Raw genomic sequence first — 15332 nt, 5'->3', positions numbered from 1 at the left:
CGGCGATGACCGGGAACCAGCTCGCCGGTCCCGGTCATGTCGCCGTCTGGGTCGCGCTGGGCGCGGCCGCGCCCGGGGGCGGACCGCTCGGACTCGACGAGCGGGCCCGGCGCTACCGCCGGGCCCGGGCCGCCGCCCGCCGGGTCGGCCGGGCGCTCGTCGCCGCGCACACCGGGTGTCCGCCGGAGCACCAGGCCTGGGAGCGCGACGAACGCGGACGCCCGGTGCTCGCCCGCCCCGCCGGCCTCCAGGTGAGCCTCAGCCACGCCGAGTCCGTGGTGGCGGCCGCGCTGGCTGGGGACGGCCCGGTCGGCGTCGACGTCGAGCGGCTGCGGCCGCTGGCCGCCCGTGACGCGCTGGCCCGGGCGGCCCTGTCGGACTCCGAGCAGCGGGCCGTGGACGAACTGCCCGAGGCGCGGCGCGACGCCCAGGTGATCCGCTTCTGGACCCGCAAGGAGGCCGTGGCGAAGGCCCTGGGCACCGGGCTCGCCACCGACCTGCGCGGCATCGTCACGACGGCGGACGGTGCCGTCGTGACGCTCCCGCCCCAGTGCGGCGACCCCGCCGGCTGGACGCTGGCCGGGCTCCCGGTGCACGACGGCGTGATCGCCACCGTCGCGGTCCGGGCGCCCGGCGTCCGGGTGGTGGCCCGGACGCTCGCGCTGCCCGCCGACGAGGACCCGGACGGTCCCGCCGTCTAGCGCCCTCCCTGCGGAACCCCGCCGGGCCCGGCGGGATCCGCGGGGCGCGCTAGAACGACGGCGCCACGAACGGCGACCGCAGGTTGCCCAGGTACGGGTGCCACAGGTGCGTCGGGTCGTTCTCGACGGCGGTCACCGTCTCGCGCATGATGCGCAGCACCTCCGGCTCCTCCTCGTCGTAGAGGTCGCCCTGCAGCAGCCGCAGGACGTCCAGCCGGTAGCGCGGGTCCGCCACGTAGGTGGTGAACAGGATGTTCAGCCGGTAGTAGACCGCGATGAACTCGTACCAGTTGCGGGTGCCGTTGCGCAGCTGCCGCTCGTAGTCGGCGAACATGCCCTTCGAGAAGTCGTCGGCCTCGACGGCCTTCAGGATGTCCTTGCAGGCCAGCCGGGCGCTGTTGAGCGCGACGCTGACGCCGCTGGAGAAGATCGGGTCGACGAAGCGGGCGGCGTCGCCGAGCAGCACGTACCGGTCGCCGCAGATCTGGCTCATGGCGTAGCTGTAGTCGCCCTCGACCTTGAGCGGCGTCACCTGCTCGGTCTTCTGCAGGGCCTCGTACAGGTCCGGACGGCTCTCCACGAAGCTCCAGAAGAACTTCTCGCGGTCCATGTTCGCCTCGGCGAACCGGTGCTTCTGGGTCACCACGCCGATGCTGGTGACGGTCTCGCTGATCGGGATCTGCCAGACCCAGGTGTCGCTGATCGGCAGGAAGTGCACGTAGATGTAGTCGACCTTCTCGGGGCTGTTGGCGACCGCGGCGCGGTCGAGGCCCTCGAACCAGGCGTGCACGGCGTACTGGTTGAAGACCGGGTCCGCCTGCTTGATCCCGAGCTGCCGGCCCAGCATGGTCTGGCGGCCGGAACCGTCGACGATCATCTTCGCGGTGAAGTCCACCTCCCGCGAGCCCAGGCGGCAGGTCAGGGTGACCTTGTCCGGGTCGTCGAAGTCCGCGCGCAGCGCCCGGACGCCCTGGAACACCTTGGCGCCCAGGCTCTCCGCGTGCTTCAGCAGGATGAGGTCGAACTTGCTGCGGTCGACGTGGAAGGTGTAGTCCCGGTCGACGCCCGGCTGGTCGCGCTCGCTGAACAGGACGTCCGCGACGCCGAGTTCGTGGGTGAACTTGGTGACCTGGGGGGAGGTGACGTTGACCGGGAGGGAGGAGGTCCAGGCCGCGCCGTACTTGCGCGGGAAGCCGGCCGCCTCGATCTTGTCCATCGCGCCGGTCTCCAGCAGCACCCGGGTGGTCGCCGGGACCAGCGACTCGCCCACGTGCGGCCGGGGGAAGTTCTCGCTCTCGAAGACGGCCACCGACAGACCGGCCTTGGCGAGGTAGGCGGCGGCGCTGGAACCGGCCGGCCCACCACCGACGATCACGACGTCATAGTCGACACTCATGGTTATCGGACACCTTCCACAGGGGCGGCCTTCAGACCGGAAACGAGCTTGCTGATGGCGGCGATGTCACGGAAGTTCGCCGCGTTGATCTTCGCAAGGGGCACGTCGACCCGCAGTTCCTCCCGCAGGAAGTTCAGCAGGAGCGCGCTGTTCATAGAGTTGAGGACCTCCCACTCCAGCAGCGGTGTGGTCTCGGTCAGTTCGCCTCTCGGGTCACCGTCGAGAAAACTCTCACTGATGAAGGTGGTGATCCGCAGCGTGACCTCGTCCTGGGTCATGGCGCCGCCTTTCCGTTGAAGGGTGACTGTCGGGTCCGCTCACGCACGGTGCGCCGCGGAGCCGCCGGCGTGCGTCTTCAGCGCCCGCCGGTCGATCTTTCCGTTGCCGTTCCTCGGCAACGGGGAGAGGAAGCGCACCTCGTCCGCCACCATGTAGCGCGGCAGGTGCTGGGCGAGGTGCCGCCGCAGGGCCAGCACCCCCGGTTCGCGCCCGGCCTGCGGGGCCACGAAGACCACCAGCCGGGTGTCGACGCCCTCGTCCACCGCCACGGCGGCGGCCTCCGCGACGTCGGCGTGGTTCTCCAGCACGGCCTCGACCTCGGCGAGTTCGACCCGGTGGCCGCGGATCTTGACCATGTGGTCGCGGCGGCCCAGGTAGTCGAACGCGCCGTCGGGCAGGACCCGGACCAGGTCGCCGGTGCGGTAGGGGCCGCTCTGCGGCGGGTGCCCCCAGTAGCCGGCCATCACGGTGGGACCGTCCACCACGAGCTCGCCCTCCTCGCCGGCGGCCGCGGTCCCCCCGTCGTCCTGCTGCGCCCACACCCGGTCACCGGCGGCCGCGATCCCGATCGGCACCGGCCGGTCGCGGTCGAGGTCCTTCCCGGTGACCTCGTGGTAGGTGCACACATTGGTCTCGGTCGGGCCGTACAGGTTCATCAGCCGGGCGCCGGTCCAGCCCGCCAGGTCGCGCAGCTGCGCGATCGGGAACGGCTCCCCGGCGAACAGCACCGTGTGCAGGGACTCCGGCGCCGGGCGGTCCAGCAGGCCGCCGAAGCGCATCATCACCGCGAGCGCGGACGGCACCGAGTACCAGACGCTGATCCGCTCCTGGTGGAGGAACTCGACCAGCTGGCCCGGGGCGAAGGACAGCTCCGGGGGGATCAGGTGCACCGACGCGCCGGCGCGGAACGCCACGTACAGGTCGAGCACCGACAGGTCGAAGCCGAAGGGCGCGTGGTTGGCGAACCGGTCGTCCTCCCCCGGCGCCAGCAGCTCGTACGCCCAGTCGACGAACGCCAGGGCGTTGCGGTGGGTCAGGCAGACGCCCTTGGGCGTGCCGGTCGATCCCGAGGTGTAGAGGATGTACGCCAGGTCGTCGGGGGTGACGGCGGCATGGGCGGCCGGGGCCGGCTCGTAGGGGCCGTCGAGCTCCTGGTAGCCGGCCCCCTCGCCCAGCTCGGCGGAGATCCGGGGGATCCAGGCGGCGGCGGTCACCACGAGGCGCGCCGCGCAGTCCCGGGCGATGGTCGCGACCCGGGCCACCGGGCTGCCGCCGTCGACGGGCACGTAGACCGCGCCGCACCGCAGCACCGCCTGCATCGCCGCCACCGTGGCGGGGCTCTTGCCCGCCCAGATCACGACCCGGTCGCCGGGCCGCACGCCCCGGCGGATCAGCCGGGCGGCGATCGCGTCCGCCATGGCGTCGAGTTCGCCGTAGCCGACGGACCCGGCGGGCCCGCTGACGGCCGGAGCGTCGGGCCGTCGCGCCGCGGCGTCGACGACCAGTTGGTGGAGGGTCACAGCCCGGACTCCCGTGCGATGAGTTCCAGCTGGATCTCGGTCGTCCCGGAGAAGATCGTCGTGGGCAGGCAGTCGCGCAGCTGCTGCTCGATGCCGTGGTCGGCCAGGTAGCCGGCCGAGCCGAACAGCTGCATCGCGTCGAGGCTGTTGGCGACCGCGGCCTCGGACACCGCGGTCTTCGACAGGGCGATCGCGCGGACGTCCGTACGGCCCTGTTCGAGCAGCCAGCAGGCCCGGTACAGCAGCAGCCGCGCGCCCTCCAGGCGCTGCCGCATCCGGGCGATCCGGTGCGAGACGGCCTGGAAGTCGGCGATCCTGCGCCCGAACTGGCGGCGCTGCTTCACCCGGGCCACGCACTCGTCCAGCTGGCGTTCCATCAGCCCGAGGTAGCCGGCGAACAGGCAGCCGCGCTCCCACGCCATCGAGTGCTGGAAGATCGCCGCTCCGCTGCCCTCCTCGCCGAGCATGAACTCGGCCGGCACCTCGCAGCCGTCGAACCGCACCCGGGCCGCCAGGCAGCCCTGGAGTCCCGCCTTCTGCAGCGGCGGGCCGACCTCGACGCCGCTGAGCTCCCTCGGCACGGCGAACGCCGAGACGCCGAGGAAGCCGGCGGACGCGTCGGTGACGGCGTAGGTCACGTACACGTCCGCGATCGGGGCGTTGCTGACGAAGGACTTCTCCCCGTCGAGCACGTACCCGCCGCCCCGGCGGGTGGCGGTGGTGCGGATCCGGCTGATGTCCGAGCCCGCCTCGTCCTCGGTCATGGCGTTGCCGGCGACCAGGTCGCCCGCGGCCATGCCCGACAGCAGCGCGAGGGCCGCCTCCGTCCCGAACTCCCGGACCGGCACGGCGCAGGAGAGCAGGTGGGCGGCGACCCCGAAGACCAGGCCCATGTCGGGACAGGAGCGTCCGAACGCCTCCAGGGCCAGCGCGGTGTCCAGGGCGCCCAGGCCGGCCCCGCCGTACTCCTCGGGCAGGCACAGCCCGGTCAGACCGATGTCCGCCGCGTCCTTCCACGCCAGCCGCGCCGACTCGGGGTCGGCGCTCGTCACGTGGTCGGCGAACCGCTCGGAAACAGCCGCGCTGATATCGGCGCAGCGTGCACGTTGAACCGGCGAAGGGTCGAAATCCATCAGTCAGCTTCCGGCGTGTAGTCGACCGTTTCCAATTCCGTCCCCTTCAGAAAGTGGCGTCGCCGCACCGTGTTTTTCTTTCTCCCCGGCACACTCCGCAACGGTATGTTCGGACCGGGCGCACCCCAACCCTTACCGCACCCTTAGGCAGGCCGGGGGGCGCGGCTAGGGGTTCGTTAGGGGTGCCGGTCAGGGCAGCAGCGACGTACCGTCCTGGCGCACCCCGGAAAGCACGGACGAGATGACGTCGAGAACTCCGGCCCGGCAGTCCTCCAGATAGAAGTGACCGCCGGGGAAAATCCGTAGGTCGAACCGGCCGAGCGTGTGCTGCGTCCAGGCGGCCACCTCGTCGACGGAGGCCCGCGGGTCGCGGTCGCCGGTCAGTCCGGTGATGGCGCAGGACAGCGGCGGTCCGGGCTCGTACCGGTAGGTCTCGATGGCCTCGTAGTCGGCGCGGACCGTCGGCAGGACGAGGTCCAGCAGCTCCTCGTCGGCGAGGATCCGCGGGTCGGTGCCGCCCAGCCGGCCCATCTCCGCGACGAAGTCGGCCCGGCTCGCCCGGTGCAGCTCCTCGTGCTTGACCAGGGAGGGAGCCCGCCGGCCGGAGACGAACAGGTGCGCCGGGGCCGGCCCGTCCTCCCGGGCGATCCGGCGCGCCACCTCGAAGGAGAGGATCGCGCCCATGCTGTGGCCGAAGAACGCGTACGGCGCGTCCAGCAGCGGGCGGACCGCCTCGTGGATCCGGTCGGCCAGCTCGGGGACGGAGCGCAGGTGCGCCTCGGCGCCGCGGTCCTGGCGGCCCGGGTACTGCAGGGCCAGCACCTCGACGTCGCCGGGCAGCGCCGCCCCCCACGAGAAGAACGAGGTGGCGGCGCCACCCGCGTGCGGGAAACAGAACAGGCGGATGCCTTCGGGTGCCTGGCGGTAGACGCGGATCCAACTGCCGCTGTCGGTATTTCCCACGGCGGTCACCTTTCTGAGCGCAGCACGAACAACCGATTCATCGGCCGGGTCCGACCTTATCCCCGGGGGTCGCACGGCGGACCCCTAGCCGACCCCTAAACGCCCGGCCCGGCATTGCCCGGCATTCCGCCCGTTCCCTACGCTCGGTTATCCGGCGCTCGAATCGGACAGGGTGACAGCGAACAACGCAGGCGGGACGGGCGAATGCTCAGCGCGGAACTCACCAACGACGAAGTCGGCGAACTGCTGACCCGGCAGTGGCGCTTCCCCGGCCAGGCGGACGATGCCGCGCTGGCCCGGCTGTGGCGGCTCGCGGCGGTCCGGGGCTGGTTCGGCCCGCGCGGCCTCGACGCCGCCGTCGGACTCCTGCGGGCCACCGGAGCGGCCGCCTGCCCGCTGCCCGTCATGGACGGCCACGTCGCCGCGGACCTGCTGGCCAAGGCCGCCCCGGGGATCGTCGACGCGATCGCGTCCGGCGACGTCCGGATCCTGGTGGCGGTGCCGGCGGACGCGGTGGACGGCTCGCTCCCCTTCGCCGAGGGCGGATCCGCCGCCTCGCACGTCCTGCTGCTGCCGCCCGGGGGCGGAGTCGCCTCGGTGCGGCCGGTGGAGTTCGCCGTCCCGCAGCCCGGGCTGGCCTCGCCCGCCTGGACCCGGCTCGAACTCGGCGATCCGGAGGCGGAGTTCACCGTCGGGCCGGAGGAGGCCGACCGGGGCCTGTCGCTGCTCCGGCTGGGGCTCGCGGTGCGGGCGCTGGCGGCCGCGCGGCACACCCACCGGCAGTCGGTCGCCCACGCCAAGGTCCGCCGGCAGTTCGGGCAGACGATCGGCAGCCTCGGCGCGATCCAGCAGCGCACGGCGACCCGCGAGATCGAACTCGTCGCGGGCGAGCTCCTGATCGAGGACGCCGTCCGCCGGCACGCCGCGGCGCCGGACGCCGGGGCGGCGCTCCTCGCCACCGAGCTCGCGGTCTGCCACGTGGCCGCCGTCGCGCCGCGCATCCAGTTGACGGCCCATCACACGCTCGGCGCGGGCGGGTACTTCGAGGGCCACGAGGCCCCGTGGCTGTTCCGCCGGGTGCACGCCGACGTCGCCCGGCTGCCCTGCTACCCGGCCCCGGGCGGCACCGTCGCCGACCTCCTGATCGCGGGCCCGGCCGGTCTGCCCGTCGTGGACCTCACTGCCGAGGCGGCGGAGGTCCGCGCGCAGGCCCGCGCCTTCGGCGCCGAACACCGGGCCCCTGTGCGCAGGTTCAGGGAGTGCGACGACCCCGCCCTGGTGGCGGCGATGGCCGGGCGCGGGTGGTTCGGGATGGCCTGGCCCGCCGCCGAGGGCGGACGCGGGGCCACCGTCCCCGAGCAGCTCGCGATGCAGGAGGAGTGCGCCTACAACCAGCTGCCGGCCGCCAACGCGCTGGCGGCCGTCTCGGTGGTCGGCGCGCCCGTCGTCCGGTACGGGACGGAGGAGCAGAAGGCCCGCCACCTCCCGCGGATCCGCGCCGGGGAACTGACCTTCTGCCTGGGCTACAGCGAGCCGGAGGCCGGTTCCGACCTGGCCTCGCTGACCACGACCGCGACCCGGGACGGCGAGGACTGGGTGATCAACGGGACGAAGTCCTGGATCGCCAACGCCGACCGGGCCGAGTACATCTGGCTCGCCGTGCGCACGAACGTGGACGCCAGGCCCGCGATCGCCGGGATCAGCATGTTCATGGTCCCGATGGCGACCCCGGGGATCAGCACGGAGCCGCTGCGGGGCCTGTCCGGGCAGACCTGCTGCACGGTGCGCTTCGACGACGTCCGGGTGAGCGGCTCCGCGCTCGTCGGCCCGGTCGACCGCGGCTGGCACGTCATCACCGAGACGCTTGCCGGTGAACGGCTGCTGCTGGCCGGCGAGGTGGCCGGGCAGTCCCGCCGGCAGTTCGACGAACTGCTGGCCGTGGTGCGCGCCGACCCGGACGCCGTGGCCGGTCCGCCGGGCTCGGCCGCCCGCGCCACGCTGAGCCGGATGGCCGTGCAGGTCCGGGCGGTGAACCTGCTGCTCGCCGAGGCCGCCGAGCGGGCCGAGTCCAGCCCCGCCCACGTCGCCCGCCTCGCCTCGTCGATCGCCGGCGTGCAGGCCGCCGAGGCCTCCGAGCAGCTGAGCCGCGACGCCCTGGACGTGCTCGGCCCCGCGGCGGCGCTCGGCACGCCGGACGCCCCCGGTGCCGGCATCTTCGAGCAGGGCCTGCGGCTGTCCGTCCTCGCCTTCCTCGGCGGCGGCACCAACGACGTGCAGCGCGGGCTGATCGCCCGCGGGCTCGGCCTGGTCTGAGCCGGCCCGGGTAGGCCCGGGCGGGCCCGCACCGGGGCGTCCGGGCCGCTCAGCGGCAGGCGGCGCGGCGCGGCCAGGCGATCTCGTCCACCGCCAGCCAGGGCGCGCCCGCCAGCGCCGCCGGGGTCGCCCCGGTGAAGGCCGCCACGTCACGGTGCAGATGGGACTGGTCGGCGTAGCCGCACTCCGCGGCGATCCGGGCGACGCCGTGACCGGCGGCCAGGCGGTGGGCCACGTGGTCGAAGCGGACCAGCTGCGCCGCGCGCTTGGGCGTGACGCCGACCTGGGAGCGGAAGCGGGACCACAGGCGCTTGCGGCTCCAGCCGACCTCCGCCGCCATCCGCTCCACCCGGGCCCCGCCGTGCTCCGTCACCATCCGCCGCCACACCTCGGCGACCTCGGGGTCGACCCGGCGGCTCTCCGCGCACCGGCGGGCGAGTTCGGCCTGGGCGATCGCGAACCGGCACTCCCAGGACCCGGCGGCCCGCAGCCGCTCCAGCACCCGCGCCGTGTCACGGCCCCACAGCGCGTCGAGCGGGACCACCGACCCGCCCGCCTCCGCGGCGGCGCCGCCCAGCACCGCGTGCGCGGCCGGCGGCGACAGCCGGACCTGAAGGCAGTCGACGCCGCTGCCGCGCCCGCGCACCGGTCCCGGGTCGAGACCGACCAGGACGCTGCCGCGCTCCCGGCCGCCGGAGGCGTCGTCGACGGCGAGCGGCGCCTCGCCCAGGTCGAGGGCCAGGGTGACGGCGGGAAAGGGCACCACGCCGAGGTCGACGGGATCGGCGGCGCGGGCGCGGAATCCCGCCATGCCGACCCCCGGGACCGGGCCGGCCCCCGAGGGGGTGGCGATCTCCCACACCGCGACCACGTCGTAGGCCGAACGAACCGCACGCATGACGTCCAGGCTACGGCCGGAGCGGGCCGCGCATCATGCGAATTCCCGGCCGCACTCCCGCGCGCGCCCCCTCCGCACGCCCCCGCCCGCCGTCACCGGCCCCGGCGCCCTCACTGTGCAAAACGCATGCATATCAAAGTACTTGACTAGTCATGCCTCGTGCAAGAAGGTTCCTCTAGCGCCTCGCGAAGCGGCCGTCTCCCTTCGCGCACCCCGCTCAGCAACCCTTCCACGCAGGAGGTGTGCTCTTCCATGACCTCGCCCGACGTCCCGGATCCCGCCGGGGCCGACCGTCCGTTCTTCGTCCTGCTGGGCCCGGACGGGGCCGGCAAGTCCTCGGTCATGTCCGCGGTCGAGGCCGGGCCGTCCGGCTGGCGCACCCTGTCCACCGACGGCGGACTGGTCCGCCCCGAACACGCGCTGATCGACCGGCTGCGGCGCGGCGTGTTCGAGGACGTCCTGCCGGGCCTGGGCAGCGCCTACTCCACGGAGTTCCTGGCCAGCCTGCTGCAGACCGCCGTGGTCCACCTGCGGGACGAGATCCGGCGCCAGGACCCGGAGGTCCCGCTCCTGATCGACTCCTATTACTACAAGATCCTCGCGAAGTGCCGGCTGGCCGGCGTCGACGAGAACCCCATGTACTCCTGGTGGCGGTCGTTCCCCCAGCCCCGCGCGGTGGTCTACCTGGACGTCTCCCCCGCCTCGGCGTGGCAGCGCCTCGGCCGCGGGGCCCGGCTCAACCCCCTGGAGCACTTCGGCCGGCTGCCCGACTGGGGCGGGTTCGAGAGCTATCAGAAGAGTCTTCGCAAGCTGATGCTGGAAGAGGTGCGGCACGTGCCGGTGGCGATGATCGAGGAACAACCCAGTGCCGAACGGACGGCCGACGCCGTCCTGGAGGTGCTCGCGCGGTGACCACGGAACACGGCTGGGCCTCCCCCGGGCACGCCGACCGCTACCGGACCAGGGTGCTCGCCGAGCGCGACGCCCTGCGCGCGGCCCTCCCCGACCTGCGGGAGCGGCAGCAGCACGTCCTCACCGACCTCCTGGAGTTCAACGCGGGCACGGAGTTCGGGCGCGCCCACGACTTCGGGCGGATCCGCGACCTGGACGACTTCCGCAAGGCGGTCCCGGTCCAGGACTACGCCGCCCACGCGCCGCTGATCGAGCGCATGGCCGCCGGGGAGCAGAACCTGCTCTCGGCCGACCGGCCCGTCGTCTACTTCACCAGCAGCGGCAGCACCGGCGCCCACAAGAAGATCCCGATCACCCCGCGCTTCATGCGCACGGTCTTCTTCCCCTTCTACTACGCCGCCTGGGCGCCGCTGATCGAGAACTTCCCCGAGGTCGCGCAGCGGCCCGACGCGGTGCTCAACCTCAAGCACGACCCGCTCGCCGCGCCGCCCACCACCCGCGACGGCCACCCGCACGTCGGCGCGAGCCAGGTCGACTTCGGGGAGAAGTTCGGCGAGCCCCTCTCGGCCGAGCTGGGCACGGCCGCCCCCTGGGCCACCCTCCCGGTGGAGGTCGCGCCCGGCGACCACCTGGAGAAGATGTACCTGCGGCTGCGGCTGGCGGTCCAGAGCGACGTGCGCTGCCTGATCGGCATCAACCCGGCGATGATCGCGGCGGTGCCGTACCAGCTGAACCTCTGGTGGGAGCGGATCGTCCGGGAGGTGCGCGACGGCACCCTGGGCGGCGTCCGGCACGGCCGCCCCGACCCCGCGCGGGCGGCCGAACTGGAGCGGCTCGCCGAGTACTTCGGCACCGTCACCCCCGCCCTGGTGTGGCCCCGGATCCGCGCCCTGTTCGGCTGGACCACCGGCGTCGCCTCGCTCTACCTGCCCGCCCTGCGCGAGGACTTCGGCACCGGCGTCAGCGCGCTGCCCGCACCGGTGGCGGCCTCCGAGGGACCGGTCGGCGTGCCGCTCGACCGGCACGGCTCGGCCGGCAGCCTGGTGGCCACCGCCGCGGTGTACGAGTTCGTGGACGCCGACGCCGACCTCACCCCGGACGTCGCGACCCTGCTGCCGCACGAGGTCGAGCCCGGGCGCGAGTACCACGTGGTCTTCAGCCACGTCGGCGGCCTCTACCGCTACGCCGTCGGCGACGTCGTCCAGGTGGTCGACTCGGCGGACGGCGCGCCGCGGGTGCGGTACGCGGGCCGGGCCAACCGCTCCGACGCGGTGGGCGAGCGGCTGCGCGAGTCCCAGGTGGTCCGGGCGCTGCGCACCGCCCTGGAGAGCACCGGCCTGGGGCTGCGCAACGTCGCCTGCCGGGTGGAGCCGGCCGGGGGGACGGCCCGGCGCTACGTCTTCGCGGTGGCCCCCACCCTCCCCTGGCAGGACGCCGAACGGACCCGCTTCACCGCCCTGCTGGACGCCGCGCTGCGGCGGGAGTCGGCGGGCTACCACCGGGCGCGCGCCGAAGGACGGCTGGACCCGCCCGCCCTGCTGCCGCTCGCCCCCGAGGCGTTCCACCGCGACTGGCACACCGCCGTGGGCGGCGGCGTCCGCCCCACCCAGGTCAAGGACCGCCTCTTCCGGCAGGACGACCTGCTGTGGCAGCGCCTGACCGGCACCCCGGCGGCCTGAACCGGACCGAACACGAGGAGCAACGAGATGGCAGACCTGAACCCGGTGGAGCGCACCGCGCTCCTCACCGCCGCCCTGCGCGCCGCGGAGTCCCGGCGCGACGACCGCCTCTACGAGGACCCCTACGCGGCGCTGCTGGCCGGCGACATCGGCCCCGAACTGCTGACCGAGGTCCGCGCCGCGACCTTCCCGCCCGACCGGCCGCGGTCGCTGCCCAGCACCCCCGACTACAACGCGATCCGGACCCGGTTCTTCGACGACTTCCTGCACGGAGCGGCCGAGGACCCGGGGATGACCCAGATCGTGCTGGCCCCCTCGGGCATGGACTCGCGCGTCTACCGGATGCGCTGGCCCGAGCACGTCCGCTACTTCGAGGTCGACCGGCCGGCGGTGCTGCGGTTCAAGGAGGAACGGCTGGCCGGCGTCGCCCCCCAGGGCGCCCTGCGGACCGTCGCGGTCGACCTCACCTCGGACGACTGGGAGGCCGAGCTGATCGCGGCCGGGTACGACCCGGCGCTGCCCTCCACCTGGCTGCTCGAAGGGCTGCTCTACTACATCCCCGAGGCGGACACCCGCCGGATGCTGGAGCGGGTGGCCGCGATCTGCGCACCGGGCAGCCGGATCGCCGCCGACCTCGTCAACACCGCGGCCCTCACCCTGCCGGAGATGCGCGGGCTCCTGGACGTCTTCGCGGGCTGGGGCTGCCCCTGGCTGTTCGGCAGCGACGATCCGGAGGCCCTGTTCGACCAGTACGGCTTCGAGGTCGAGGCGCTCCAGCCCGGCGACCGCGGCGCGAACTTCGGCCGCTGGCCCGACCCGGTCCCGCCGCGCGAGGTCAAGGACGTGCGCCGGGTCTTCTTCGTCCACGGGCGGCGCCGTTGACCGCGCCCGCCGTCATCGTGGGAGCGAGCGTCTCGGGCCTCGCCACCGCGCTCGCCCTCGCCGAACGGGGCCGGCCGGTGCGGGTCCTGGAGCGCGCCGCTCCCCCGCCGGACGGGCCCGCCGGCAAGGCGGCCGGCCTGTGGCACCGGCCCACCGTGCCGCAGAGCGCCCACTCCCACATCCTCACCTCGCTCGGGGTGCGCACGCTGCGCGAACGGGCCCCCCGCCTGCTCGACCGGGCGCTGGAGGAGGGCGCCCGGCTGCTCGACCTCATGGCGGCCGCGCCCGCCGCGGCGCGCCGGCGCGAGGCCGGCGACGAGCAGTTGGTGGCACTCGCGGCCCGCCGGCCGTACCTGGACCTGCTGCTCCACCAGGCCGTACGGGCGCTGCCGAACGTGACGGTCAGCCATGGCACCGCCGTACGCGGCCTGCTGCTGGACGCCGGGCCGAGCGGAGCGGCCGGCGCGGTGACCGGCGTCGTGACCGACGGCGGCGAACGGCTGCCCGCCTCCTTCGTGGTGGACGCCACCGGCCGCCGGGCGGAGTCCCGCTCCTGGCTGGCCGCCGCCGGGCTGACGGTCGGGGAGGGCCTGAGCTCGCCCAACCGGCTGCGGGCGTTCACCCGCTACTACCGGCTGAACGCCGCGGACGGCACGCTGCCGGGCCCCCTCAACCGGGGCAACGCGGCCGGCGGCATCTGGGACCACTACGCGGTGGTGGTGCACCCGGCGGACAACGGCGTCTTCGCGATCAGCATCGGGGTGCCGACCGCCGATCCGGCCACCGACGCGCTGCGCGAGCCCGCCGCGTTCACCGCCGTCGCCCGGCTCTCCCCGTACGTCGGGGCGTGGAGCGACGAACGCGTCGCGACACCGCTGACGCCGGTGCAGACCATGACCGTTCCGCCCAACCTCCTGCACGGCGCGCCCACCGCGGACGGGAGGCCGGTCACCGGCCTGTTCCCGGTCGGCGACGCGGCCTGCGTCGTCGACCCGCTCTACGGGCGCGGCATGTCGCTCTCCCTCGCGCACGCCTTCGGCACCGCCGATCTGCTCGACGGCGGTCCGGCGACGGGCACCGGGCGCGCCGAGGCGGCGGCCCGGCTCGTGGAGACGCTCCTGCGGCCCTGGTACGACCACTCCGCCCGGGACAGCCTGGACCGCGACCGGCTCTGGCGGGCGCGGGCCGAAGGGAGCACACCGCCGGTCCCGGTGCCCGCCGTGCCCGGCCGCCCCACGACGCGCGAGGTGGCGGCGGCCGCCGCGACCGACGCCACCGTGTGGCGCGGGCTGACCCGGATGCTGATGACCCTGAGCACCCCCGCGGAGGTCTTCGACGACGCCGGCTTCCGCGCGCGGGTGCGCGCCGCCGCCGCCGTCCCGGCCGGCCCGAAGCCGCCGACCCGCGAGGAACTGGTGCACGCCGTCGCCACCGGGGAGGGAGCCTGATGGCAGCGGCCGGCCGGGTCCTGCTGGCACCGATCACCATCACCCCCTCGAAGCCGCTGACCCCCAGCCACCTCAAGGGCCTGCTCTGGGCGGACGTGATGTTCCGGGCCACCGCGCAGCTCGCCGAGGTGACCTTCCGCTACAGCCACACCACCTACCACCCGACCGAACAGGTCGTCGGCTTCTGGGAGTTCCTCGACCGCACCCGGGGCGACACCGACTACGGCTCGCTGTCGGAGGAGGAGATCGGGGAGCTCTACGTCGCGTTCCGCAAGGAGGGGACGCCTCCCGCGGCGGCGGCCCTGCGGCCGTACACGGAGGCGATCGAGCACACCGGCTTCGTGCACCCCGCCAGCACCCGGGTGCTCGAACTGTGGTCCGGCCACTACCAGCGGCTCGGCCTGCACGACCCCGGGCTGCTGGCCCACCAGCCGCCGGAGTTCGGCCTCGAAGAGATGATCGAGCACCTGGTCGCCGCCGGGATGGGCCTGGACCACCGGGACTGCGGCGGCCCGGTGTACCTCGACGCCACCCGGTTCGGCCTGCCGCTGCGCAAGATCGTCTCCGCCGACGGGCGCCCCAACTACCTGGCCTGCGCACTGCGCGAACTGCTGCCGCTCGCGCCCCGGTACGACGAGATCGTGGTGCTGTACGACCGCGAACTCGACCCCGACTACCAGCTGCTGGAACGGGTGCTGGCGGCCCTGGGCCCGACCGTGCACCGGGTGCCGATCGGCCGCACGCCCATCGAGGGGAGGATCACCTCGGCCCGGCACGGCGGCTGGCACGGCTACACGGTCGACGCCCTGCTGCACGCCGTCGGCGAGGACCACCCGCCCGAGGCCCGGCTGCTCGGGCTGCGGCTGTACTTCATCGCCGGGCTCGGCCCCGGTCAGCAGCAGTCCTTCCGGCACGACCTGCTGCGCAAGAGCCTGGCCCGGGCCGAGCAGCTGCTGAACAGGGCCCGCACCGCCCCGCAGCAGGGCCGGGACGCGCTGCTCGCCGCCCTCACCCCGCACCGCCGCGACCACACCCACATCGACCCCTACCGGCTGACCTCCTCCCTGCTGCGCCGGGGCCGGACGGTCCCCGACCACTCCCTGCTGGCCTCGGTGTTCCTATGACCGCTCCTGTGACGGCTCCCGTGACCGCTCCCGCCACCGCTCCTGCGACCGTTCCTGCCACCGCTCCTGCGACCGTTCCTGCCA

General features: G+C 74.1%; 13 protein-coding genes. 7 read left to right on the top strand and 6 right to left on the bottom strand.

Annotated features, from left to right (window positions below; genetic code table 11):
• The first annotated feature begins 5 nt into the window (after window positions 1-5).
• The gene (locus ACFVVL_RS23520) at window positions 6-701 is read left to right on the top strand and encodes a 4'-phosphopantetheinyl transferase family protein (RefSeq protein WP_380287856.1); all 696 of its coding nucleotides are present in this window, start codon (window positions 6-8) and stop codon (window positions 699-701) included.
• A 49-nt stretch (window positions 702-750) separates the two neighbouring features.
• On the opposite strand, the gene ACFVVL_RS23515 is transcribed toward ACFVVL_RS23520, so the two are convergent.
• From ACFVVL_RS23515 to ACFVVL_RS23495, 5 genes are all read right to left on the bottom strand, one after another.
• A complete protein-coding gene (locus tag ACFVVL_RS23515; protein ID WP_380287858.1) occupies window positions 751-2097 on the bottom strand; it encodes an NAD(P)/FAD-dependent oxidoreductase in 1347 nt (448 codons plus the stop codon).
• A 2-nt stretch (window positions 2098-2099) separates the two neighbouring features.
• On the bottom strand, window positions 2100-2375 hold the full coding sequence (locus ACFVVL_RS23510) for an acyl carrier protein (protein ID WP_380287860.1): 276 nt from the start codon (window positions 2373-2375) through the stop codon (window positions 2100-2102).
• Window positions 2376-2414: 39 nt separating this feature from the next.
• Window positions 2415-3896 carry an amino acid adenylation domain-containing protein gene (locus ACFVVL_RS23505; RefSeq protein WP_380287862.1) on the bottom strand — a complete coding sequence of 494 codons (1482 nt, stop codon included), beginning with the start codon at window positions 3894-3896 and terminating at the stop codon, window positions 2415-2417.
• Window positions 3893-5029, bottom strand: a complete 1137-nt coding sequence (locus tag ACFVVL_RS23500) for an acyl-CoA dehydrogenase family protein (RefSeq protein ID WP_380287864.1) — start codon at window positions 5027-5029, stop codon at window positions 3893-3895. The genes ACFVVL_RS23505 and ACFVVL_RS23500 overlap by 4 nt, the downstream gene beginning before the upstream one ends.
• 189 nt (window positions 5030-5218) lie before the next feature.
• Window positions 5219-5992, bottom strand: a complete 774-nt coding sequence (locus ACFVVL_RS23495) for a thioesterase II family protein (RefSeq protein ID WP_380287866.1) — start codon at window positions 5990-5992, stop codon at window positions 5219-5221.
• A 204-nt stretch (window positions 5993-6196) separates the two neighbouring features.
• On the opposite strand from ACFVVL_RS23495, the gene ACFVVL_RS23490 reads away from it, so the two are divergent.
• Window positions 6197-8305, top strand: coding sequence for an acyl-CoA dehydrogenase family protein (locus ACFVVL_RS23490; protein WP_387678247.1), 2109 nt, complete (start codon window positions 6197-6199; stop codon window positions 8303-8305).
• Between the two features lie 49 nt (window positions 8306-8354).
• Here the strand turns inward: ACFVVL_RS23490 and ACFVVL_RS23485 are convergent, their stop codons facing one another.
• Entirely contained in the window at window positions 8355-9203 is an 849-nt protein-coding gene (locus ACFVVL_RS23485) for a helix-turn-helix domain-containing protein (protein WP_387678244.1), read from the bottom strand.
• Between the two features lie 252 nt (window positions 9204-9455).
• On the opposite strand from ACFVVL_RS23485, the gene ACFVVL_RS23480 reads away from it, so the two are divergent.
• From ACFVVL_RS23480 to ACFVVL_RS23460, 5 genes are read left to right on the top strand one after another with little or no spacing between them, the layout of a single operon-like run.
• Window positions 9456-10115, top strand: a complete 660-nt coding sequence (locus ACFVVL_RS23480) for a hypothetical protein (protein WP_387678241.1) — start codon at window positions 9456-9458, stop codon at window positions 10113-10115.
• Window positions 10112-11794, top strand: coding sequence for a GH3 auxin-responsive promoter family protein (locus ACFVVL_RS23475; RefSeq protein ID WP_387678238.1), 1683 nt, complete (start codon window positions 10112-10114; stop codon window positions 11792-11794). The genes ACFVVL_RS23480 and ACFVVL_RS23475 overlap by 4 nt, the downstream gene beginning before the upstream one ends.
• Before the next feature lie 27 nt (window positions 11795-11821).
• Entirely contained in the window at window positions 11822-12676 is an 855-nt protein-coding gene (locus ACFVVL_RS23470) for a class I SAM-dependent methyltransferase (RefSeq protein ID WP_380287876.1), read from the top strand.
• The gene (locus ACFVVL_RS23465; RefSeq protein WP_387678235.1) at window positions 12673-14124 is read left to right on the top strand and encodes an FAD-dependent oxidoreductase; all 1452 of its coding nucleotides are present in this window, start codon (window positions 12673-12675) and stop codon (window positions 14122-14124) included. The genes ACFVVL_RS23470 and ACFVVL_RS23465 overlap by 4 nt, the downstream gene beginning before the upstream one ends.
• Window positions 14124-15248 (top strand): hypothetical protein, encoded by a 1125-nt coding sequence (locus ACFVVL_RS23460; RefSeq protein WP_380287880.1) that lies wholly within the window; start codon window positions 14124-14126, stop codon window positions 15246-15248. Before ACFVVL_RS23465 ends, ACFVVL_RS23460 begins: the two co-directional genes overlap by 1 nt.
• Window positions 15249-15332: the final 84 nt, after the last annotated feature.

The sequence above is a fragment of the Kitasatospora sp. NPDC058115 genome, assembly GCF_042884635.1.
Classification (GTDB): Bacteria; Actinomycetota; Actinomycetes; order Streptomycetales; family Streptomycetaceae; genus Kitasatospora.
Note: the sequence above shows the minus strand (reverse complement) of the source record. Positions and strands in the feature narration are given on the sequence as shown.

Coding starts and splice junctions, on each gene's coding strand:
- ACFVVL_RS23470 (WP_380287876.1), top strand. CDS start 11,822: ATGGCAGACCTGAACCCGGTGGAGCGCACCGCGCTCCTCACCGCCGCC.
- ACFVVL_RS23520 (WP_380287856.1), top strand. CDS start 6: ATGACCGGGAACCAGCTCGCCGGTCCCGGTCATGTCGCCGTCTGGGTC.
- ACFVVL_RS23510 (WP_380287860.1), bottom strand. CDS start 2,375: ATGACCCAGGACGAGGTCACGCTGCGGATCACCACCTTCATCAGTGAG.
- ACFVVL_RS23460 (WP_380287880.1), top strand. CDS start 14,124: ATGGCAGCGGCCGGCCGGGTCCTGCTGGCACCGATCACCATCACCCCC.
- ACFVVL_RS23485 (WP_387678244.1), bottom strand. CDS start 9,203: ATGCGTGCGGTTCGTTCGGCCTACGACGTGGTCGCGGTGTGGGAGATC.
- ACFVVL_RS23490 (WP_387678247.1), top strand. CDS start 6,197: ATGCTCAGCGCGGAACTCACCAACGACGAAGTCGGCGAACTGCTGACC.
- ACFVVL_RS23500 (WP_380287864.1), bottom strand. CDS start 5,029: ATGGATTTCGACCCTTCGCCGGTTCAACGTGCACGCTGCGCCGATATC.
- ACFVVL_RS23480 (WP_387678241.1), top strand. CDS start 9,456: ATGACCTCGCCCGACGTCCCGGATCCCGCCGGGGCCGACCGTCCGTTC.
- ACFVVL_RS23515 (WP_380287858.1), bottom strand. CDS start 2,097: ATGAGTGTCGACTATGACGTCGTGATCGTCGGTGGTGGGCCGGCCGGT.